This is a genomic window from Winogradskyella vincentii (assembly GCF_020166345.1).
In the GTDB taxonomy this organism is placed as follows: domain Bacteria; phylum Bacteroidota; class Bacteroidia; order Flavobacteriales; family Flavobacteriaceae; genus Winogradskyella; species Winogradskyella vincentii.
The window spans coordinates 436758-460120 of the sequence record NZ_JAIUJS010000003.1; the positions used below are offsets into that span (position 1 = coordinate 436758).

Sequence of the window (23363 nt, forward strand, 5' to 3'; positions counted from 1 at the left end):
GGCTTCTGCCCTCTTTTTTGCTATTAACCCTTAACCAACTATGAAACTTTAATTGTTCTTGGAGGTCGTTGTTTAGCCTCTTCCTTCTTAGGAAGATGAATACTCAGAATCCCATCGTTGTATTTGGCTTCAATCTTATTTTCATTAATGGTCTCTGGCAAATTAAAGCTTCGCTTAAATGCAGAGTAACCAAACTCCTTCCTTGTAAAATTCTCATTTTCATGTGTATGCTCTTCACTAGACTCTGTTGAGATAGACAGCAATTGATTGTCTAAATTAATATTAAAGTCAGATTTTTTCATTCCAGGTACTGCCATATCAACAAAGTAAGCATCAGCTGTTTCTCTAATATTTACTTGAGGCATCGTCATACCTGTGCTAAAATTTGAAGTTAAAACAGAAGGAAGTTCTCTGTTAAAAATGTCGTCAATCCAACTGGACCAACTTGGAAAGTTTAAGTTTGAATTTGTGTTGCTTAAACTCCCGTTTTTAGGAACACTAACTAAATTGCTCATAATAACAAAATTTTAAATTAAACATTATTTCAAACCAGAGATCAGGCTATGATCTCTTTAGAAAATTCTTGGCAAAAAAAATGCCAAACTTAATTTCTGTCAGATTGACATTTCTAATAGCTAATAGTGGTTGTCTTTAAAACCAATTATTAATTTCTTTATATAAAGTCGTCAAGAAATTAAACTATAGTGTTGTTTAAAATGCCACAACTACAGGACATAATTGACCTCCTGTTTCAGTAGAACCTCCTATAATTTCGAGATCACCTAATAAATATCCAGGACCACCATACATTGTGTTTGGTGTACCAATATCAAAGTCGCCTCCTGTTGGGTTAGACGAATCAAAAACCATTGCGGCATTACTGTTTGGAAATGCCAATGTAATGCCTTCTAATAGGGCATTTTTAAAAGGTTCAGTAATTACTATCTCAGAAACCATGTCACCTGGATTGAATTCCTCAAAATCAATTAAAAACGACTCTGTAACCAAATAGTCTTGGTTAATATCGTAAATAAATGAAGGCTCAGCATTTAATTGTGTATTAAAATCGGGTTCGGTTTCACAGGCAAAAAGTAAACATAACATTGCCAATGCAAATTAGGGCAACTTTTTCATGATAGATTAAATTTTAAGATCTGGGCTATTAAAATTAAGAAAAAATAGCGCAACAGCTTGCATTTCATCGAATAGTGAAATGGCACAAGCCTACCTTAATATTATGATTATAAACTAATTAGATAAAAAATTAGTCACTATATTACAACGTGCTCACAATTTACTTAAGAAATTCTTCTGGCTTATTAATGTTTGCTAACTTAGTGCAAATACAACTACTCATAGTCGAGACTGTTGTGCTTTATTATGACCAACCAATAAAAAATGATAAAATTCTTCCGGAAAATACGCTATGACCTTATTGAAAAAAATAAAACTGGAAAGTATTTAAATTACGCCATTGGTGAAATCATACTTGTTGTTATTGGTATATTAATTGCCCTTCAGATCAATAATTGGAATGAAGAAAGAAAGTCTAATGAACAAATCCATGCTCTATTAGACAACTTGAAGACGTCTATTGAAGAAGATAAGGAATATCTCAATACAACTGCAGTCCTTCACGAATTTAGGTCTAATTCATTATCACGCTTATATCATTACGCACTCAATAAAAAAGAACCTAATTCACCCGTAAGACCAATTTCTAAACTCGAGAATAACACAATTTGGAAAGGGTCTTATCCAGATTCTGTGAACTTGGACTTTGCCAACCTAACCATAATATATTCAGGTATACATGATGATGTTGTTATCAATAAGAATGTTCTAGATGAGTTGAAGAATACCGGATTATTCTCAGAATTGAAAAATGACGCGCTTAAGGAATCTATTAATACCTACTACAGCTTTGTGAATAGTAATTTTTTGATAGATGATTGGAACAAAGATCTAAGCATTTCCTGGAGGCATTTTTTAAGAGATAAATATGACGTTTTGACTATGGAATTATATAACATTAATAGTCCTTACGACCTGGTTAGAAAGAATGAACCAATTCAAACTAGAATTCACGAAATGATTGGACCAGCAAGATTTCGTTCTAGTAATGCAACAAAGGCAATTAAACTTGCTGAATACTTACTAATTGAAATTGATAAATATCAAAATAAAAAATAACCAAAGCACGACCACGCACATAGTTCGTTGTACTCAATGAAAACAAATTCAATGAAAACAAAAATTATTCTAATTCTGGCTTTTCCCATTTTATTCTTTGCAGGATTAATTACAGGACAACATAACGGTTTTGAAAATAAAGAAGACGGTAAAATCATTGGTCTCAATCATGTAGGAATAAGAGTCTCCAACTTTGATAAAACCTCAAAATTTTATGAAGAAACAATGGGTTTTCCTATGATTTATAGATTTAACAATGATAAGGGTGAACTCATATTTGCATATTTTCAAATAAATAAATCAACATTTATAGAGCTAATGCCAGCAAATGAAGAGCATCCTGAAGGAATAGACCACTTTGGTTTAGAAACTCAAAATAATGAAGGAGTTGTTAGTGAATTTCACAACTTAGGAATTCAATGCACAAAATCAAGTGTAAGTCCCTTTACTCATGTTAATATTGCTCATGCCAAAGATGTAAACGGAGTTTATTTTGAAATTATTGAAGCAATAGAAGGATCTGATTTAAGACGTGTTATGGACAATTGGAAAGAATAAAATATAACAGGGTACAAGAATGTTTATACATCCTAATAACAAACTACTAAACAATGATAAAGTTCTTTCGTAAAATTCGATAAAACTTGCTTATGGAAAATAAAGATTTGGTAATGGAAGAAAAGGAATTAAGCAACAGGCAAGGATTACTTCAACGCGCTATGCATTTTGCCAAAATTCCCATATTAGTAAGTCTATTTATAACACCTGTTCGTTTTTTACTAGAATTAGCTGGTCTACCTGAATATGCAATTTTTATTATTGGACTGCTATGGCTGACCTTAGCCTTTTCTGTTTATTGGGGAATTAAACTATATAAAGAGAAGAAAGCTTACCTCCTACTGCTATTAAGTTTAATAATATTTGCACCTGTTTCGAGGCTCACTGTTGTAGTGGCTTGGTGGGTTGATATAAAATGGGAGCTCGGAACCCATTACGGTCTCTACTTTGATAGCTTCGGAGAAACGCTTTTAAACCAAGGCGTTTATGGAGCCCTGGTTCAAATTATTCCTGGGTTTTTACTTGGTGCCTTAACCATAGTTTTTATGCGATACAGAAAGTCTGTTGCAAAGCAAACTAATAATATTAATCAATGATAAAGTTCTTTCGCCGAATCCGGCAACATCTTCTTATGGAAAACAAAACTGGTAAGTATTTTAAATATGCCATTGGCGAAATCATCCTTGTCGTTATAGGGATTTTGATTGCCTTACAGATCAATAACTGGAATTCGAACAGAAAAGCGTACAACCAAGAACTTGAGCTTTATTCTAATCCTCTCTTGGACAGTAGGACTTAATTTCAAAATGAAAAGCAAAAACGCTAGGCTCAGTGAGATTAATTAATAGAGTTTTTAAGTGCCAATAGAAAATTCTTCTACAATTCACTATCTTTAGGTTACGATGAATTCAAAGCTAGGCCATTGTACTTCATTATAACCAACCAATAAGATTCCTGCTTTCTCGGGAAATAGTATATGATAAAATTCTTTCGGAAAATTAGACAAAATTTGCTTTCAGAAGGTAAAACAGGCAAGTATATAAAGTACGCAATTGGAGAAATACTTTTAGTAGTGATAGGGATTTTAATTGCACTGTCAATAAATAATTGGAATGAGGAAAGAAAAAACAGACTTAAAGAAGCTGTCTATTTAGAAGGTATAAAGACTGATCTTACCAATGATATAAGATATATAGATTTTCTCATCCCATTTAACAATAGAAGATTAAAGAAATATGCCAGGCTAGATTCTCTTGTTCTGTTAAAATCAGATAAAATATTTGAAATTGAGTTTTCTGAGATTTTTAAACTGTCTGAACAAACCGGTACGTTTTATCCGCGCAGCGGAGCCTATTCCTCTTTAATTAGTGAAAACTCAGCAGGATTGATTCAGAATAAAGAATTATTATCAAATATAAAGAATGTGTACGATATCCAATACGTTAGAGCAAGTCTTCTTGGCCAGGAACTCGATGATATTTCTACAAAAATTAAATGGGAAAGACGATTAGATTTTCGCCAAAAATTAGAAGGCTATAATCTTGAAGATTACGACGCTCTATTTGCAGATTTAGGTGAAATGGATCGTAATATTAATAAATTCACTAATCGGATGAATGGGCTTAAGAAACGTATTAATGAGTGCATTGAAAATATTGATATCGAATTAGATAAAAAATAAGGAAAATAAATGTTGTTTTAGCTAATTGTATCTCAATTCCATATCATACCTTAACATATACAAAATTAGAATTATTATCTATGGAATATTTTACCCTAGCAAGAGTAATTCATGTAATAGCAGTCATTCTATGGATTGGCGGTGTATCAATGGTAACAACCGTTTTAATTCCTGCAATTAAAAAAATGAAATCAAAGGAAGAGCAAATCAAAACCTTTGAGGCCATCGAAGGAAAATTTGCAATACAGGCAAAAGTTACTACGGTTCTAACAGGGCTTTCAGGGTTTTATATGCTATATGAGATGAATGCGTGGAATAGATATCTAGATTTTCGGTTTTGGTGGGTACACGCTATGACATTAGTATGGATTATTTTTACGCTGATACTTTTTGTACTTGAACCATTTATACTTCATAAAGTGTTTGAGAAATATGCTAATAAAAATCCTGAAAAAACCTTTAGTATAATGCATAGGCTTCATTGGGTGTTGTTAATATTAAGTTTAATAACTACAGCAGGAGCAGTTGCAGGAAGTCATGGTTGGTTTTGGACAAAATAAAATTATAACAGATGAAACAAAATATTAAATTCGCAGAAGTACACACTTTAAAAACCAGCATAGAATATGCACAAGGTGCAACTGTAAGTAAAATTGTAACTAAGAATAATTGTGGGTCTACAACATTGTTTTCTTTTGATAAAGGGCAAAATCTAAGCGAACATACCGCACCTTTTGATGCCATTGCTATTATTCTAGATGGAAAATGTAAAATCTCAATTGCAGGAAAAAGTAATACGCTAACAGAAGGGCAAATGATAGTTATGCCCGCAAATATACCTCATGCCTTAGAGGCTATAGAAGCCTTTAAAATGATGCTTGTTATGTTAAAAGCATAGTCAAGACCTCTGTATTATATTATAACTAACAATAACAAATGCTAACTCTATTTACAAAAGCTTCATTGATTATTTTAATTCTCGTAACGCTGTTATGGATTTGGAGTATTTTTATAAAAAATGTAAGCATTGTAGATATTTTTTGGGGCCTTGGATTTGTGGTGGTTAATGCGTTCTATGTGTTTATGTCTGGAGAACTCAACCCTAGAAAAATTTTGATTCTAACTTTAGTTAGTATTTGGGGACTTAGGCTTGCAGTCTATCTAGCATATAGAAATATTGGGAAGGGTGAAGATTTTAGATATCAGGAATTCCGAAAAAATTTTGGTCCTAAAAACTATTGGTGGATAAGTTTTTTCCAAACCTTTTTATTACAAGGCGTCTTGATTATGATTATTTCTCTACCCCTTTTGGGTATTAATTTAAGTACAAATCCTGGAACGCTCAATGTACTTGATTACTTAGGACTATTAACATGGCTTATTGGCTTTACCTTTGAAGCTGGTGGTGATTATCAGTTAGCACGTTTTAAGAGTAATCCTGATAATAAAGGAAAGGTCTTAAATACAGGGTTTTGGAAATATACGAGGCATCCAAATTATTTTGGTGACTCGGCCGTCTGGTGGTCATATGCTCTATTTAGCATTGCAGCTGGCAGTTATTGGCACATAATAGGTTCTATTGTAATGACCTTATTGATTATAAAAATATCAGGTGTGAGCTTACTTGAAAAAACTTTGAAAGAAACAAAACCGCAATACAGGGATTACATTCAAAAAACAAATTCCTTTTTTCCATGGTTTCCGAAAAAATAAATGACAATGGAATTTATCACTAAAAATATTTGGTTTTTGCTTTTTGTGGTTTGGGGATTGCCATTGGGTTATTACAGAAGTAAATTCCGAAAAATAGTATATCAAACCGATAGTTGGCTTATAAACATTAAGCCTCTTTTTTGGAAAGAAATCAAAGGTCTTTTTGGAAATATCTATCCCGAGAATCTCAAATACAAAAAGTTCAGAAACTTCTATCTATTTTATCTAACAATTTATTTCTTGCTGTTTATTGCTTATTTAATTTTTGATACGGAATAGTAAACAAAAACAGCACCTAATAGGTGCTGTTTTTTTAAATTAAACCTTTGTGTTATACTAATTCACCCATTTCTTTATTCATTCCTTTTTTAATCAAAAACTCCTCTATAACACCCTCAAAACTTGGTTCTCCAATGGATTGTAAGTCATAGAAAACTCTTGTGCTAGGCTTATTGATATTGATAACACGACTTAGATCTATAGGTGTGCCTATAACTACCGCTTCGCAGTCACATGCATTAATGGTTAATTCTAGATCCCTAAGTTGTTCATCTCCATATCCCATTGCTGGTAAAATGGTTCCGATTTCAGGATATATTTCAAAGGTTTCTTTTAATTTACCTACGAGATAAGGTCGAGGATCTACAATTTCTGAAACACCAAATTTTTGTGCTGCGACACTACCCGCTCCTATCTTCATTCCACCATGGGTTAATGTTGGACCATCTTCAACAACTAATACCTTTTTATTTTTAATCACTTCAGGATCTTCTACCCTTACAGGAGAAGCAGCATCTATTACAGTAGCATTAGGAACGACCTCAGTTAGGATTTTTCTAACCTTATTAATGTTTTTAGGTTTAGCGGTGTCTATTTTATTGATAATAACCGCATCCGACATTCTTAAATTCACTTCACCAGGATAATAAGTCATACCATGACCAGCACGATGTGGATCAGTTATAGTGATATGGAAATCTGATTGGTAAAATGGAAAATCATTGTTTCCACCATCCCAAACGATTACATCACAACCATTAGGATCATTTTCAGCGGCACGCAGTATTGCTTCATAATCAACACCTGCATATATAACATTACCTCTTACCACATGAGGTTCATATTCTTCCATTTCCTCAATTGTACAATCATGTCTTTCCAAGTCTTCTATCGTTGCAAAACGTTGTACTTTTTGTTTTTCAAGATCACCATAAGGCATCGGATGCCTTATAGCTACAACCTTAAGATCGTGTTCCATCAATATTTCTATTAATCGTCTAGAGGTTTGGCTTTTACCACATCCTGTTCTTGTTGCACAAACACTAATTAAAGGTTTGTAACTCTTAATAGACGTATCCTTTGGGCCTAATAACACAAAATTGGCACCAGCTGCGTTCACGATTGCGCTTTTATGCATAATGAACTCATAAGAAACGTCAGAGTATGAAAATGCAACATCATCAATATTTAATTTCTTAATTAATTTTACAAGATCTTTTTCCTCGTAAATAGGTATTCCATCCGGATATAATTTCCCGGCCAATGCAGCAGGATACTTTCTATCTGAAATATCAGGAATTTGAGCGGCAGTAAAAGCTAATACATTGTAGGCTTCATTATCGCGATAAAAGGTGTTGAAATTGTGAAAATCGCGACCCGCTGCTCCCATAATTATAACTCGTTTTTTCATAAGTCCTTAATTATTTAATTTATTATTAAAATCAGTGAAATAAAACAGTTAAAGGTAGATGATATTAGGTAGGATTACTATGATATTTATCACCTTATAAAATCAGGTGAATTTGTTTTGTTTGCATACAAAGGTTACATTTCGATTTACTATCTTTCGTACAAATGCTCCAAACCATACACAAATGAGCAAAAGACATTTAAAATGCATTGAGAATGAAAAAAGCCATAATTATTGGAGCTTCAACTGGAATAGGAAGAGCTTTAGCCAAAGTTTTGTTGGCAAATAATTATAAAGTAGGTATAACTGGTGTTGAAAAAGAAATATTAAAAGAATTAAGTCAATTTGATATTAATCATTTAAAAATAGAATATTTTGATTGTACAGCTAATCAAAGTTCAGCGGTCATTAATGGATTAATAAAGTGGTTAGGTGGTCTTGATTTAATCGTATTTTCTGCAGGAATAGGTCACTTAGACAAAAATCTAGGATTTACTATTGAAAATGAGGCTAATGAATTGAATGTTTTAGCTTTCACTAAAATAGCCGATAAAAGCTTTCGTTATTTTGAGAAAATGGGTCATGGACATTTTGTGGCAATAACTTCAATAGCTGGTTTAAAAGGAAATCGAATCGCTCCTGCGTATCATGCCGCAAAATCTTATCAAATTAACTATTTAGAGGGATTGAGGCATAAGGCAAAACATTCAAATCTACCAATTACTATTACAGATATAAGGCCTGGATTTGTGGATACAGGACTAGTAAATAAAAAGCACTTCTGGATGGCGACAAAAGAAAAGGCTGCAAATCAAATTTTTAGTATTATTAAAAAAAAGAAAGATATTGGTTATGTTACCAAACGATGGTATATAATCGCGTTGATTTTAAAAATAATACCTAACTGGCTCTACCATAAACTTTAAATTACGTTTAGATCAAAATAGTATGTAGATGAATAGGGAACAAGTATTAGAGGCCATAATAGAAGGCTATAGAAATTCAATTCATCAAAGATATCAATACCAAAATATCAAATCTAATTATGAGATTCCAGAATCAATTGATGAGGACACGGTTAATATACTTAGAGAATATTGGTTAAATTATATTTATCCAGATTATACAAAACGCAAAGAACTAAACGAAGCATTTGTCAGTCTAGATGATTATATTAAAAATCCGAAAAACCTCTTAAGACTCTTATTGAATGCCACAAGGCTAATCTTTAATTACGGAAGACATCTACCCACTATACTTTCTAGTGGTCTTAAAGCACTGAAAACATTTAGAGCTGCAGAGCGGTTTGAAAACAATCTTATAAATGAGGCCATAAAAAGCAAAATGAATGCTCCATTTAGCGAATCTAAAATTAATACACTCATTAAGCTTTTGCCACCTGAAGAGATTGAAAATTTTATAGATGTTTCCCAGTCCCTGTTTGAAATTTTGCACGATAGAATTCAAATTGAAAAAATCAAAGAGATTATTCAATATTTAATCCTTGCAATGAAAAAAAATCAGGAATCGTACACCATTAGCCAAATCAAAGGACTTGAAATTGGACTAGAAATGTTAACTGAAGGCGACAAACTTTTTACTCAATTAGCCAAAGAAGATCAGAAAAAATTAGTTTACCTTATTACAGATATAGAAAGGGACATGTTAGGACTTAATAATTAAAATTATTCAATCGACTCTGTTTTTATCCTGGCTCTTTTTCTGAACCGCTTTCAATTTTTAATAAGCCTCTAAAGGCATCATGTACTGAATTACCTTCGTAAAGTACTTTATAAACTTCGTGAGATATTGGCATATCAACATTATAATCATTGGCTAATTCCATTACAACTTTAGCGGTTTTTACACCTTCGGCAATCTCATTCATTTCTTCAATTATCTCCTCTAAACTCTTTCCTTTACCAAGCTGAAAACCTACATGGTGATTTCTACTTTTGGAACTAGAACATGTGGCTACCAAATCTCCCATACCTGCCAATCCAGAAAACGTTCTACTCTTTCCTCCCATTGCCGTACCTAAACGTGTCAACTCAGATAGACCTCTTGTGATTAATGCTGCTCTAGTATTATCTCCGGCATTCGCTCCATCTCCCATTCCAGTAGCTATTGCCATAATATTTTTTAGCGCTCCTCCAAGTTCGCAACCTATAACGTCATCATTGGTGTATACCCTGAACAAACCTGAACTGAATGAATGTTGTAATTGCTTGGCAATAGTATCGTCTACCATGGCAATTACAGCTGCCGCCGCTTGACCTGAATGTATCTCTTTTGCCAAATTTGGTCCTGTTAAAACACCCGCTGGATGACCAGGTAATTCTTCCTCTATAATTTCGGTCATTCTCATTTTGGTATCTAACTCCAAGCCCTTAGCCAGACTTACAATCGGCACCCATGGTCTTATATGTGGTTTTGCTATTTTTAATACCTCCCTAAAATGCTGAGAAGGGATACCTACAACAATTACATCAGCATTTTTAACCGTATCCTTAATTGAATTAGATGCTATTAAATTCTTGTTCAATTGGGCACCTGGTAAATATTTTGAATTAGTATGCTTATCGTTAATTTCGTTAACTGTATTTTTATTTCTAGCCCATAAAATGGTATTGTTTTTCTTCGCTGTTAGTGAGGCTACAGTCGTACCCCAAGAACCACCTCCTAATATCCCAAAATTTAGTTTCATGCATGTACTAGTTTTCTAATTCATTAAGATACAAATTTCGAACATCTTCAATATGCTTATTGAGATTTTTTCGTTTCCAAAGTGATGTATCTACAGGATCAAGAACAACAACTTCTATATGTGTAGGCCTAAACAAACTAGAGCCTTTTGGCATTGCCATGTAGGCATTTTTAATTACAATAGGAATTATTGGAACTCCAGCTTGCATTGCTAAATGAAAAGCACCTTTTTTAAATGGCCCTAAAGTTTTGCTTCCACTACGAGTACCCTCTGGAGCTATAGCTACCGAAATACCATTTTTTAATGCTTCTACAGCAGGTTTCATAGCTTCTATTGCCTTTTCTCTATTTGCCCTATCAACATAAATAGCGCCTAATGCTTTAAAAATTGGCCCTATTGGTGTGCGTTCTAATTCTTTTTTAGCAACTCCCGTGAAATCATGTCTAATTAATTTCATTACTATGAAGAAATCTGCTGCACTTTGATGATTAAAGCAAAAAACCGCAGGTCTTATCTCTTCTAAATTATGCTTGCCCTTAACAGCAATGTCCATTCCAGCCATTTTTGAACCTAAATCCCCAATACTGGCAAAGGTTGTGTTTGCTGCTTCTTGTCTAGACATGGTCATAACTCCTCTAACAATCCCTCTTACAGCAGAAGGATAAATTGTTGCGGCTGCCATTGCTGTTCTAAATCCATTTAGCATAGGCTTTTCAACTGGTTCTTCAAACCTTAAAATTGGCCAATTATTTTCAAACGCTAATTGAGATAATTTCTGATCTGGATTTGTAGCTACAGGATTACCTACTAATTTTAATAGTCTAAGATCGTCTATGCTATCTGTGTAAAAGTAACTCTTTGACAAGTCTGTTTTGTATTTCCTAGCAGATTTGCGTGCTGCTCTAGCTTTACCTTCTCCCCAACACATTTCTGCTACACGGCCTGTAAATCTTCCATTACGCAATTCCATTTCCGTAGCATATATATCTTTAATACCGAGTGCTTTTGCAATTGGATTAATTTGATATGTCGTTGCAGCTGAAATTATTACTACTCTATGCCCTTTTGCAATATGCTTTTCTATTAATTCTCTAGATTCTGGATAAATAGTTTCTTCTAAGTAGTCTTCAAAAACATGCTGTCCTAATTCTACAAAGGCAGATTCTGGTATGCCTTTGACACCTAGAGCCGCGATTTTTGTAAGAATTTCAAAATCTCTATTACCAGTAGCAAAGACTAAAGCTGTTGCAAATTGTGTTAAATATTCCTTGATAGTGGTTTCACCACTAAACAGTCTGGTTGTCATAAATTTCTTGGCAGAAAAATCATTGATCAGAGTTCTATCCATATCAAAAAAAGCTGTGATATGAGGACCTTCCTCCATCTCCTCTAAATGATGTGCATGATCATTAACAGGTTCTGTAACAATAGGTTTGGGAATAGATTTTTCATGCAGTCCTTCTTTATCCTGATGGATTTCAATTTGCTTTAAGAAAAATAAACGTTCTGATAAATCGTCTAAATACTTACTCCAAGTCTCTAAGCCTTTGTAATCTAATTGACGGTCTACAGGCACTAAATTGGCATTTTTAGCAAACCGTAGTGCGTTTAAGAGAAACGGTTTTGATACACTGTCCAATCTTGTAATTTTAGATTGCCAGTGCAGTTCTTTCCCTTTAAACATTGCTAATTCTAAAAATTCATTCTCTATAAAATCGTCGTCAGTATCCCAACTGTTTAAGGTGTGACAAACAACTTTATCAGCTTCTAAATAAGATAAAAGAATGGCTCTAGACACAAATAAATCTTGTCTTTTTAATAAGGCTGAAATATCTCCTTTTGGATCAGCAATAATTGCTCTCCAATTCTTATCGAATCGTAATAATTCTGCTTCTATTTCACTGCTAAACTTTGGTTTATTTGTATAGAAAAATTCAAACTTAAATAAGTTACGAAGCCTCATTATTTCTTCCCAGAAATGCTTTATTCTATATTTGGAATTGTCATCTTTGATTTTCACCAAGGCCATTTCGATAAATGCCTGATGATATAAATGGCCAGAAGCCATATTGGCATAGTAATTTGCCGGCAAATACTCAGTTGGTACCAAACTGTATTGCGCTCGTTGACCTGCTCTACTTTTTTGAATTATATGTGCACCTTGCAATAAGTTTAAGGCTTTTTGGATTATAACACCAATCTTATTACCACGATCTATTAGCACATCCTCTTTTTTCTGACCGATATAGGTCATTAATCGATTTACTTTAAATTCAATCTCTTTCTTAGTTAATGCAAAATCATTTAATAAAACATGGCAAACTAACGAAACAGTGGTCACTGGAGTTATAGCATTTGTTTTATGAATAAGCTCAAAAGCAAAACGAGGTAAGGTATTTTTGTCTGCATAACTATCTTCCTCCATATCTGGAATAATGGCTTGCTGATCTTCTTCAATCTCAACTGGATCACCAAAACGTATGGCTGCACGACCATAATCGTTTCCTAACTTTTTGATGTAGTTGAAAGCTTCCTTTACATTTTCAGACTTTTTTTCTTTCCCTTTCCCCTCTTCTGTCATTTCCTTAACATCAGGAATCAAATCATAGACAATTGAAACCGGTACATATTTTATAGGTCGAGTACTTTGTGCTTCGCCCTCCTTAATGTACTTTAAAATTCCCATTTTGGGGTATATAATCTTGCCTGTCCTAGAACGTGTACCTTCAATATTCCAAGTTAAATGATCACCTTCATCTATAATTGTAGAAATATAATGGCGTAGAGCTGCTTTATAAATTAAATCATCCTTAAAACTGCGGCGAATAAAAATGAGTCCTGCATTATTTCCTAATTGTTTTAAACCAGGAAATGCTAAATTACTACCACCAAAAGAATAAGGAATTGGCATACCGTAACGCGCCAATGTTGTTATTAAAACTAGAGTGTCTAGATAAGTTTTATGAGTCATGATAAAGGCTACAGAATTTCTCTGCATCAGTTTCATGAGCTTCTTTATGCCTTTTGAATCTACATCAATTTTATCATTATAAGCCCTTGAAAGAATATATTCAAAGCTTTTTACAGATACCAATTTAGCAATAGGATGTTGCTCTGCATAAAGTTCTTTTATACATTTCGCACCTTGCTTTTTTACATCTTCAACATCAAGCTTTTGCTCAATAGCAATTTGCTTTAATGTTTCCTGAAATTTATGATGCTCAATAATATGGTCCATAACTTAGTGCTTTGTCACTTGTGCTAATGCTCTCCTTGCATTAAAAACTCTACGTGCCTTTTTCCAAAAATTTGGATATAAATAACGTTCTATATTTGAGCCAACATCTCTTATTTTTTTCCCTTGAATATTGGCCATCAACATATTTGCAGTTACCAATAGTACGCTTACATTGGCACCCATACCTGAGTGGCTACCAAACACTTCGATATTTTTAATATCTTTTCTCAGTGTGGCTGCTTCCATACAATGTTTCCAAGGTATTAATCCATCTGTTTTAGTATAAATACATGTTACAGGTATTTGAGGTATAGGTTCTAACTCCGCTAAAAACCGCTCATTACGCTCTTTTAATGATTTCCCTCTAAAAAATTCTAACACACCATAAACCGGTGTCTTCATATCCATAACTCCCCAAACTGGAGATCCAATGGTTATAATTTGTTCTATTTGATCAGGATGTCTATTTGCCATGATTTTGGCAAATATTCCTCCGCCACTCCAACCTACGATACTCACCTTTTCTTGATGTTGCTCATAAATATCGGCCAATTTCTCCTCTAAGCGTGGGATATAATGAGATTTAACCATATTAAATCCTAATTGCCACTTATATGTAGTAAATCCTAGAGATTTAAGATACTTTCTAACAAAGGAGGTTGAGAAATCATCTCCTAAATATGGAGGTACCAATAATACTGGTCTTCCATTGCCTTTAATTCGTTTTGGAATGAAGGGATACAGTGCATAAATAGACGACCATTCAATTAAAGATCTACTTTCCATCACCATATTGAATAGTGGTGGTAATGGGATCTTCTTATTTATTATATGGATATCCTTTTTAAATCTATCAACTAAAGCATTTGTGTATTTATACTCCTCTGGATCGTGACCTTCAGAAATGGCGCTAGATACATTTTCTATTACTTTCACAAGCGCAACATAATCTCTACTTGCACCTAATTCATCACAGATTAAAATGGTCTCATCAAATAATTCCTCAATATCTTCGTGCTCATCTATATCAATATTATCTATTATAACTCTAATATCATCTTCATAAAGATGACCTTTGAATTGCTTGGCAGCTAAATCTTTTGCTTTTTTCAATGACAAACCATTTAAAACACCTAACGCTGTTACCAATCGTGTGAAAATTCTGTATAAAACTTGGGTATTCTCCATTACTGTTAATAATCTTAAATGCGCTGATTTAACCAACCTATTACTTCTTTCCTTACAGCTTCTGCATTAATTTCGTTGAGCATTTCATGCCTTCCTCCTTGATATAAATTAAAGGTAAAATCTTTAATTCCGAATTTTTCATATTGTTTGGCCACACGTTTAACACCTTTACCCATTTCCCCAACTGGATCTTTATCTCCAGAAAACATTAAAATTGGTAAATCTTTTGGAGTTGCCTTAAAAGCTTCAGGTGAATTAACCATTTTTGAATTTTTGATTATATCCAAAAATACACCAAGTGAGAAATCTTCTGTACGGTATGGATCAGCATCAAATATATCCACTTGCCTTTCATCAGTACTTATCCAATCTAATTTCGTTCTGTTTGGTTTAAACTTTTTATTGAACTCTCCAAAGAAGAAATCTTTTAAAAAGGCGTTACCACGCTCTCTCCCTTTAAATGCTTTTACAGTTGATGCAGTAATTAAACCAATGGTACCTAAAACCTTAATAAAGCTTGCAGTACCAGATAATATCAATGCATCCAATTCTTCCCCATACTTAGTAACATATTTTCTACTAAATAATGAGCCCATACTATGTCCAAATAATATAAACTTTGAATTGGGATTCTCAGATCGCATGAGATTTGATAAAGCATGCATATCGGCAATACAATCGTCAAAATATTCCTTGCCATTGTAATATCCAAAGAGACGGTTCATCTCGGCCGTTTTACCATGTGCACGATGATCATTTGCATAAACGGAATATCCTTCCTCCTGTAACAGATGCGCCATTTCGTTATACCTTCCTGCGTGTTCGCCAAGGCCATGAACAATTTGAACTACACCCTTAAATGGTACGTTAGGATTTGCTTTCCATCGGTAAAAACAAATAGATTCACCATCTGCTGATTTTAATATATCTGTATTATAATACATTAACTATCGTTCTAAAAATGCAGTTATGAAATTTAAAAATTTAGTCTTATTTGTTTCAGATCCTGTTAATTTAATACGGCCTTGTATTTTTAATTCGTCTAAAAGTAATTTGCCTTTGTATAGTGCATAAAGACTTTCATCTTCTATTTCTACCAACAATTTAGGCTTTAAATTTTTCTTTTTCTTGATTACTGCCGTCGCTTTACTTAAATCAATTTCCCATCCTTCAGTTTTATCACCTAAACCAACTTCGATATAATATACGCCTTTATGTGCCTTTACCTGTTTTGGATTTGCCTTTAGATATTTCCTTAATGTTGTAAACATCAAAGTACTTCTGCTCTTGTCCTGCTTTTTAGATGATTTTGTTGAAGAACTTTCTTTCTTTAATTTTTGAACTAATTCTTCTAATTCATTTGCCGATTCTCTAATATATCTAGAAAATAAATCAGCATCAGGCATAGTCCTGGAGTCAGAGGTGGTTGTGATACTCAACTGACCATTGTAACTAAATGCCGCAATAATTAACCCAAAACCATCTACAACAGGCGTTAACCCAAAAATAGATACAACTTTATGGCCATTTAAATATAATACATTACTAGGGCCAGGTACATTAGTTATCGTAACGTTAAATGGTGGCCTATGCAAATCTTTAATGTTGTATTTACTATATAAACCAGCAATTAAATTTGCTACACCAAATGGTACAGCATCTGCCATTTTAGAAAGTGTTTTAGCACCTAAAGTATTATGCCTGGATTTTCCTAACATGGTTTGCTCTTGTATATATTCCAAACGCTCCAATGGATCCTCAATATGCGTCGCAATCTGAATCATCATATTTGCAATCTGATTATTCATTTCCGTACTATTACCTTCTGATCTAATTGAAATTGGAACATTAGCAACTACTGGGTGTACTGGTAACTTTTCCCTCTCTAATAAGTAACGTCGAATTGCACCTGAACATATGGCAAGTACAATATCATTAAAACTTCCTCCTACTGTCTTTCTAAGCGCATTAACCCTATCAAAAGATAAAAGAGCCGTTCCCCACGTTCTTTTAGCCGAAATGTTACCATTAAAAATGGTTATAGGAACAGGGAACTTTGTTGAGCTAAATTCTTTTTGTATGCTCAGTTTTCTTGTGGCTTGACTCTTGATAAAACTGTAAGCTGTTTCTGCAACAGTTTTAGGAATCTTAAAAGGGTTCTTCAAAAAGCCATAACCACTTTTTAATAACAAGCTAAGCTCATCTGGTAATGGCTCTGGATTAAATGGCTTTGGTTTTTTACGCTTTTTCTCTTTACCATCCTTGTCTTTATCATACAAGACACTCATTATACCCACTCCAGAACTGCCATCAATCATCACGTGATGGACTTTTGTAAAAATAGCCACTGATCCTTTTGGAACTTGTGCTATTTCGTCTAAACCTTCAATAAAATGCACTGACCACAAAGGACGTCTTAAATCTAATGGTGCACTAAATAATTTGGAGGTAAGATATCTTAAGGTTCTCCAATTTGCAGGATCTGGAAGCTTCATTCGGTTTAAATGCAAGTCTATATCAAAATTTGGATCGTCTACCCAGTACGGATAATCCAAATTCATAGGCACACTTAAGAGGCGTTGCCTAAACTTAGGTATTAAATGAAGCTTTGAGGCTATAATTTCTTTAAAGTCTTGATATTTTAAAGAGCCTTCTACAATATTCAGGGTTGCAACGTGCATAGGGCTAGTTGCAGATTCTGCATATAAAAATGCTGCATCATATCCTGAAACTTGCTGTATTGAAGCTCCAAATGCATCCTGAACAATTTCCTTTAAATCAATTTTTTTCGCCATTAATTATAGTTGTATTTATACTATGAAAAGAACGATTTTTCAATCTAATAAATTAGTTCTTAAATAGCACTATTTTATTTATTGCAAGTTACGAAATTTTATAAAATTACTATGCATGCATAATATATTATTTCAATAGTTTTTATCCAAATTTTCAAATAATTATAAACTCTTGAAATTATTTATTTTAATGTTTTTAGCTTTTAAATCGAACATAAGATTAAATAAACCAAAAAATGTTCTATTCATATAAATAAAATGTCTAGAACCTCTATTAGCATTCATTTTATTGCTTCGAGTATCTTTAAAGTAACGCTCTCCTATCGCCACAATTTTATCAAAGAAATCCGGGTCTGAAAAATTGAAAGTTTCTTCTCTAAATGGTTGAGTAAAAAAACTTAAAACATCGTGAAACATATTTGTAAAAAACACTATTTCTTCTTCCCTATCGTCCTCTCGTAAGATTTCCAATTCCAACAACTTATTATGGAATAATTCGGAATTCTCTAAAACTTCAATATTAAATAACTCGAAATAGGGTGTGTAGAAATCATCTGGGATAATTTTCATGCAACCAAAATCCAATGCAATAAGTTGTCCATCTTTTGACACCAAGAAGTTTCCAGGATGTGGATCTGCATGTACCTTTTTAAGTTTATGTATCTGAAACAAATAAAAATCCCATAAAGCTTGGCCTAACGTATTTGCTATTTCCTGGTTGCTATTAATTTTAGTAAATTCTGAAAGATGAATACCTTCCATCCAATCCATGGTAATAATTTGTCGTGATGACCAATCTGCATAATATTTAGGAAACTGAATATTTGGTATATGCTCGCATGCTTTTACGACTTCTTGGCTCTGCTCAATTTCAAGTAAATAATTCGTTTCTTCCAAAAGTTTGCCCTCAACCTCTTTAAAATAAACATCAGAATGTTCTCCTTTAATGTTAAACATTTTCATGGCAATAGGTTTAACCATTGCTAGATCTGACAAGATGCTATCCGCTACACCTGGATATTGAATTTTTACCGCGAGCTGTTTTCCATCCTTGGATGCCTTATGAACTTGGCCAATACTTGCCGCATTTATAGCTTCAGAATTAAAGGCATCAAATATCTCATTAGGAAACTTACCAAAGGATTTCTTAAAGGTATTCATTACCAAAGGTGCTGATAATGGTGGTACAGAAAATTGAGACAAAGAGAATTTTTCAACATAAGCTTGTGGTAGTATATTCTTCTCCATACTGAGCATTTGCGCCAATTTTAGTGCGCTCCCTTTTAAATCCTTTAGGCTATCATAAATATCAGTTGCATTAGATTCATCGAGGCGTTCTTTAGCCTCAACTTCTGAGTTTACAATCTTATCTCCATAGTATTTTAGATAATTAACCCCAACTTTTGCTCCGGTTTGCACCAATTTTGATGCGCGCTGAATTTTAGAAACTGGAATTTTTTTTATCGTTTTCATACTACTGTTATTGTATCTTTTCTTTATATAAAAACTTTACTAAATCAATGATATTATAAAGCGACTTAGTATCAAGCAACTCAACACCTGTATTAATTGATTTTTCTATAAGAATATCTGTTTTTTCAAAAGCATCTGATGTATCATCTAACCAAAACTTCATAATAAACAAGAATTGGACCCAAGCTGACTCCTTTATGGCTTTTTGTTGAATAGTTTCAATGCTATCTACATTCAAACTAATTGTTTCTAAATTAAGATCGTCAATAAATGCCGTAAAACTCTTCTTAAGCCTTGAAAATGTCGAAAGCGCTTTGAGCTGGTTCTCTAAACCTTTTAAATTTTGCTTTACAAATTCCTGATTTAATGCTAAGTTTTCAAAAAACGTATAATACAAACTCAACAATTTATCCTTTTTACTAAAATTGTGGTAGTCTGGACTTTGCTTTAATATGGCCAAAGAATTTTCAAAAAGAATATTATAAATAGTCTTTTCTAAATCTTTAAATGAAGTAAAATGTTCATAAAAAATGGCGTCGTCAAACTGATGCGATTCTGCGAAATCCTCTACTGTTTCTGGCTTATGGTGGTGCTTTGCCACATAATCCATATAAAAAGTAATTATTTCTGAAGCTGTGATTTTAGTCTTCTTAGCCATTAGTGCTATTTTCAGTTAAAAATACAAAATGAATTGAGTTAAACTAGGAAGAATAATGTAAAAAAGCCGAGCTACAATTTACTAGTAACTCGGCTTTATTTAATTAGTTAATTTGAATAAACGTTTTTAGCCTATGCCATTAGCTTATCAAATCTTTTCTTACTTAAGATCATATGCTTTTTAACACCTGTAAGGGAATCAAAAAATATGTCTTGGTTCTTCGCTGCTAAAGACAATCCGCCTTTTATTGCTTTATTAGCAACCTTTTGCCACTGCTCTGCCACGAGTATTCCTTCAGACACAACCTCTTCAGTTGTATTAAGTGCATAACCGTTCGCAGATTTTAAAGTGCTCTTTGTTCTGTCTAGTGCTTTAACGACCATTTTCTTTGGTGCATCAAGCATGGTTTTTTTCTTGCTCATTTTAAAATATTTTAATGTAATGGCCTTCTTAAACAATTAAGAGGTTTTATAATTCTCTATCCATTTTGATAAGCCTTCAACACCCTCCTTTACAACAACTTCGGCTTGCTTTTGCCAAAGTTCAACTTGTATAGTAGTAAATCTCACACCTTCTTTCTCAAGAATCTCTACTATTGCAGGTGTATCAAGTTTTGCTAATCCAGCAAAGGTTTTAACTCCGTTTTTATTAAAAACAGTTTCTGTTTTAGGACCAATACCGTTGATCATTTTTAAATCATCAACTTTTACAGTTTTAGTAACCTTTTTTGTTGCTACTTTACCTTTTGTTTTAGTTGCAACCTTAGCTACTTTTTTAGTGGCTTTGGTTTTTCTAGCCTTTGTTTTCTTAGTTGTCTTTTTTCCTTCTTTTCTCAATTCTTCAATAGCGTCCTCAATTTTATCTTCTGCTATATCAACAATTTTTGAAGCCTGTTCTAAAACATCCTCTTTTATTTCTTTGTACTTGGCTATTCCCATATTTTTTAAATCCTCAGTCGCCTTTTCAGCTTTCTGAACCATTGGATTTTCAGATACAGTTTCTGTAATATCTTCTACGATATTAACTACTTTTTTGCTTACAGGATTCTTCATTACTACATCCTTAGCTTTTTCAACTAATTCTGGGTCATAACCTACTAATTCTTTCACTCTTTCAGTACCAGTAATAAACTGACCTTTTACAGCTTCTGCAGTATCAAAAATCATATTGATTTGTTGCTCTCTAATTTTTTCTGATTTCTTAATTAATTTAGAAGCTAGTTTTTGCCATTTCTCACCATTATCAATGGTAGTATTAATAGCTGCCAATGATGCACTGATTAAACTTTCATTTACTTTCTTAGCAACGTTTGGTTTATTAACCTTTTTAGTTGCTTTCTTAGCTGTTTTTCTTGTTTTCGTTGCCATGATTTATTTTTTTAATGTCTTATAAATTCTAATTCTGGTACAAACATAATATCAGTGAGTTACAAATGAGTTGCACTGATGTAATTGCATTTTTAATTATTTAAACTTTGGTAAATATTTTGACGCCTTACCTTTAAAGGTCTCTAAAGTATCAAATACAATATCTTGGTTTTTAGCTGACACCTTCAACCCTTTTTTTACAATTTTTGAAGAAAGTCCAATACCTTTTTCAGTGAGGTCAAATGACTTTTCAAAAACCTTTTCAGTTGCACTTAAAGCCAAATCATTAGCCGTAGTTGCAATTCCTAATACTTTTCTTGCGGTATTATCAATAATTGTCGTTTGCTTTTTAGTTGCCATAATAGTATATGTTTAATGCGTTATTTCAATTTTATGGTACAAACGTACAATGAGGTAGTTACAAATGAGTTGCAAAAAATCGTTCAAACTATATTTCTTGCCAAAAAAAATAAGACTTTATAGACCTGAATTATTCAAGAATGCCATTATCTATGGGTACTTAAAAGGATTTATTAGTGACGAATAAAAAGAGTGGAATTAAATACTTTCTATTTCTTGAAGTACTTTTTTCGTGGCTGGAAGTGGGTCTATTCCATATTCTTCATCTAATACATCCGCACATTTCTGATATGCTTTTATGGCTTGTGGTCTATTTCCTTTAATAAGATATGCTTGCATTTGTAGACGATAGGCATCTTCCCAGGTTTTATCGATTGCAATGGCACATTGAGCTAATCGAATACTTTCTAATGGATTTTCATTAAGCAATATTTCTGCCAAAATAACATAGGCTCCTAATATTAAGATTTGGATTTTCTCACGTTCTTCAGAGGACCAATCTTCGAAAATACGGTTTGGTAAATAAACACCTTGATATAAGGCTATTGCAGATTTATATGCTTCTTTGGAGGTCGATAAATCCTCAGCATAGGCCTCGTTCCCAATAATAATGTATTGTTCTAAAGCTTCAACATCGATCCATATTTTGTCTAAATCTAATTGATAGCTTACACCTTGCCTAATGACAAAACTAGGCTCAGTACGAGATGGCCTATTTGGTTCTAAAACTTTATTGACACCATGTAAGGCAACTTTAAAATCGCGGTCGTCTCCCTCCTCCCAAAGGTGCTCCATAATACTTTCTTTATGAAGTGCATGACGATGTCGGTTTGAAATTAAATATTGTAATAATTGAACGGTTTTATCTCTTCCCCATTGTTTAGAATCAACCTTTTCATTATCGCGCCACAGGTTAAACTGTCCCAAGGTTTGAATACGAATTTTCGCATTCTCCCGAAACTCTTTAAGCTCAAGTAATTTGTTTTGGAGATGGCTCATTTAGGGCTATTTCTTTTTGGCTGTGGTCGTCTTTTTTGTTTTTGACGTACTTCTTGTTTTTGTAGGCTTATTTATTGCATCTACTTTTGTATTTAACTTTTTCACCTCATTTACCAATTCTGAGATAGACTCTTTAATTGTATTAAAATCAGACCTTGAGGCATTTCTCCAATCATCAATAGGTACTTTTTCCATTAAATCCTCTCCTAACTCACTAATCTGATCCTGTAGATTAGCAACTTGCTTTCTCGGATCTTTAATCGTTTCCATGATTACTTTTGGACCTTCTTTTGTAACAGTTTTCCAAAGAGATAGGCTCTTTGTCAATAAGGACTCTTGTTCCTCCTGAGACTCGTGCTTAGTGGCTTCAATCGTTAAATCTGCCAGACGCTCTTGTATAAATTTAACAGCATCGTTGAAGTCTGAAAAACTTTGATCCTTACCGCCTTGAACATGAGACACCTTTCCGCGCCATTGCACTTTAGATTCACCTTCTTCCTCGAATATTATCTGATTAAACCTAATCATAAATGAAGCTGTTTGACCTGCTCTTTTTTCCATGGTAAAATTTTTATATCGCATACAAATTACGATTCTTTTTTTATAAACTAATTAAAAATATAGGCAATGAAAACTTTACATAAAGAACCATATAACAATTATGGTAATGCTTACTTACACCAGTTCACTAAGTTCATACATAAATGAGAATTCCAAACTTTTATAATAGATTTATGATTTTA

Annotated in this window: 24 protein-coding genes and 1 pseudogene; 10 read left to right on the forward strand and 15 right to left on the reverse strand. The window is 33.2% G+C overall.

All coding sequences use genetic code 11. The features are described from left to right. Positions 1–38: 38 nt before the first annotated feature. Both LBV24_RS07835 and LBV24_RS07840 read right to left on the reverse strand, forming a co-directional pair. Positions 39–515, reverse strand: a complete 477-nt coding sequence (locus LBV24_RS07835) for an Hsp20/alpha crystallin family protein (RefSeq protein ID WP_224478061.1) — start codon at positions 513–515, stop codon at positions 39–41. A 196-nt stretch (positions 516–711) separates the two neighbouring features. Further along, positions 712–1104: a hypothetical protein gene (locus LBV24_RS07840; RefSeq protein ID WP_224478062.1), complete on the reverse strand. Its 393-nt coding sequence runs from the start codon at positions 1102–1104 to the stop codon at positions 712–714. 294 nt (positions 1105–1398) lie between these two features. Here LBV24_RS07840 and LBV24_RS07845 point away from each other — a divergent pair, with 294 nt between their 5' ends. The 8 genes and pseudogenes from LBV24_RS07845 (at position 1399) to LBV24_RS07880 (ending at position 6145) form a co-directional block, all read left to right on the forward strand. Next, a complete protein-coding gene (locus LBV24_RS07845) occupies positions 1399–2193 on the forward strand; it encodes a DUF6090 family protein (protein ID WP_224478064.1) in 795 nt (264 codons plus the stop codon). A 51-nt stretch (positions 2194–2244) separates the two neighbouring features. Continuing rightward, on the forward strand, positions 2245–2751 hold the full coding sequence (locus tag LBV24_RS07850) for a VOC family protein (protein ID WP_224478065.1): 507 nt from the start codon (positions 2245–2247) through the stop codon (positions 2749–2751). Positions 2752–2843: 92 nt separating this feature from the next. Beyond that, on the forward strand, positions 2844–3347 hold the full coding sequence (locus LBV24_RS07855; protein WP_224478066.1) for a hypothetical protein: 504 nt from the start codon (positions 2844–2846) through the stop codon (positions 3345–3347). Beyond that, positions 3344–3517 (forward strand): annotated as a pseudogene (locus LBV24_RS07860) (DUF6090 family protein); the annotation flags it as partial. The gene LBV24_RS07855 and the pseudogene LBV24_RS07860, both read left to right, overlap by 4 nt. Before the next feature lie 210 nt (positions 3518–3727). Further along, positions 3728–4432 carry a DUF6090 family protein gene (locus tag LBV24_RS07865; protein WP_224478067.1) on the forward strand — a complete coding sequence of 235 codons (705 nt, stop codon included), beginning with the start codon at positions 3728–3730 and terminating at the stop codon, positions 4430–4432. An 80-nt stretch (positions 4433–4512) separates the two neighbouring features. After that, complete coding sequence (locus tag LBV24_RS07870) at positions 4513–4992, forward strand: hypothetical protein (RefSeq protein ID WP_224478069.1); 480 nt, start codon at positions 4513–4515, stop codon at positions 4990–4992. 11 nt (positions 4993–5003) lie between these two features. Further along, on the forward strand, positions 5004–5330 hold the full coding sequence (locus LBV24_RS07875) for a cupin domain-containing protein (protein WP_224478071.1): 327 nt from the start codon (positions 5004–5006) through the stop codon (positions 5328–5330). A gap of 38 nt (positions 5331–5368) precedes the next feature. Further along, complete coding sequence (locus tag LBV24_RS07880; RefSeq protein ID WP_224478072.1) at positions 5369–6145, forward strand: DUF1295 domain-containing protein; 777 nt, start codon at positions 5369–5371, stop codon at positions 6143–6145. Between the two features lie 331 nt (positions 6146–6476). Here the strand turns inward: LBV24_RS07880 and LBV24_RS07885 are convergent, their stop codons facing one another. Further along, on the reverse strand, positions 6477–7835 hold the full coding sequence (locus LBV24_RS07885) for a cyclic 2,3-diphosphoglycerate synthase (protein WP_224478073.1): 1359 nt from the start codon (positions 7833–7835) through the stop codon (positions 6477–6479). A 215-nt stretch (positions 7836–8050) separates the two neighbouring features. Here LBV24_RS07885 and LBV24_RS07890 point away from each other — a divergent pair, with 215 nt between their 5' ends. Together LBV24_RS07890 and LBV24_RS07895 are read left to right on the forward strand one after the other, a co-directional pair. Then, entirely contained in the window at positions 8051–8761 is a 711-nt protein-coding gene (locus tag LBV24_RS07890; RefSeq protein ID WP_224478074.1) for an SDR family NAD(P)-dependent oxidoreductase, read from the forward strand. Positions 8762–8789: 28 nt separating this feature from the next. Continuing rightward, positions 8790–9518 (forward strand): hypothetical protein, encoded by a 729-nt coding sequence (locus LBV24_RS07895; protein ID WP_224478075.1) that lies wholly within the window; start codon positions 8790–8792, stop codon positions 9516–9518. A 22-nt stretch (positions 9519–9540) separates the two neighbouring features. On the opposite strand, the gene LBV24_RS07900 is transcribed toward LBV24_RS07895, so the two are convergent. From LBV24_RS07900 to LBV24_RS07955, 12 genes are all read right to left on the reverse strand, one after another. Next, positions 9541–10542, reverse strand: a complete 1002-nt coding sequence (locus tag LBV24_RS07900; RefSeq protein WP_224478076.1) for an NAD(P)H-dependent glycerol-3-phosphate dehydrogenase — start codon at positions 10540–10542, stop codon at positions 9541–9543. A gap of 7 nt (positions 10543–10549) precedes the next feature. Further along, a complete protein-coding gene (locus LBV24_RS07905; RefSeq protein WP_224478077.1) occupies positions 10550–13780 on the reverse strand; it encodes an HAD-IB family hydrolase in 3231 nt (1076 codons plus the stop codon). Positions 13781–13783: 3 nt separating this feature from the next. Next, complete coding sequence (locus tag LBV24_RS07910) at positions 13784–14968, reverse strand: alpha/beta fold hydrolase (RefSeq protein ID WP_224478079.1); 1185 nt, start codon at positions 14966–14968, stop codon at positions 13784–13786. A gap of 14 nt (positions 14969–14982) precedes the next feature. Next, complete coding sequence (locus LBV24_RS07915; protein ID WP_224478080.1) at positions 14983–15912, reverse strand: alpha/beta hydrolase; 930 nt, start codon at positions 15910–15912, stop codon at positions 14983–14985. A 3-nt stretch (positions 15913–15915) separates the two neighbouring features. Beyond that, the gene (locus LBV24_RS07920; RefSeq protein ID WP_224478082.1) at positions 15916–17763 is read right to left on the reverse strand and encodes a WS/DGAT/MGAT family O-acyltransferase; all 1848 of its coding nucleotides are present in this window, start codon (positions 17761–17763) and stop codon (positions 15916–15918) included. A gap of 162 nt (positions 17764–17925) precedes the next feature. Further along, positions 17926–19236 carry an ABC1 kinase family protein gene (locus tag LBV24_RS07925; RefSeq protein WP_224478083.1) on the reverse strand — a complete coding sequence of 437 codons (1311 nt, stop codon included), beginning with the start codon at positions 19234–19236 and terminating at the stop codon, positions 17926–17928. A 7-nt stretch (positions 19237–19243) separates the two neighbouring features. Next, on the reverse strand, positions 19244–19894 hold the full coding sequence (locus tag LBV24_RS07930; RefSeq protein WP_224478084.1) for a TetR family transcriptional regulator C-terminal domain-containing protein: 651 nt from the start codon (positions 19892–19894) through the stop codon (positions 19244–19246). Positions 19895–20025: 131 nt separating this feature from the next. Beyond that, positions 20026–20316, reverse strand: coding sequence for a hypothetical protein (locus LBV24_RS07935; RefSeq protein WP_224478085.1), 291 nt, complete (start codon positions 20314–20316; stop codon positions 20026–20028). A 36-nt stretch (positions 20317–20352) separates the two neighbouring features. After that, positions 20353–21261: a hypothetical protein gene (locus LBV24_RS07940; RefSeq protein WP_224478087.1), complete on the reverse strand. Its 909-nt coding sequence runs from the start codon at positions 21259–21261 to the stop codon at positions 20353–20355. A 96-nt stretch (positions 21262–21357) separates the two neighbouring features. Continuing rightward, positions 21358–21621, reverse strand: coding sequence for a hypothetical protein (locus tag LBV24_RS07945; protein ID WP_224478088.1), 264 nt, complete (start codon positions 21619–21621; stop codon positions 21358–21360). A gap of 198 nt (positions 21622–21819) precedes the next feature. Beyond that, positions 21820–22620 carry an AfsR/SARP family transcriptional regulator gene (locus tag LBV24_RS07950; protein ID WP_224478089.1) on the reverse strand — a complete coding sequence of 267 codons (801 nt, stop codon included), beginning with the start codon at positions 22618–22620 and terminating at the stop codon, positions 21820–21822. A gap of 6 nt (positions 22621–22626) precedes the next feature. Next, positions 22627–23181, reverse strand: a complete 555-nt coding sequence (locus tag LBV24_RS07955; protein ID WP_224478091.1) for a hypothetical protein — start codon at positions 23179–23181, stop codon at positions 22627–22629. Positions 23182–23363 lie beyond the last annotated feature (182 nt).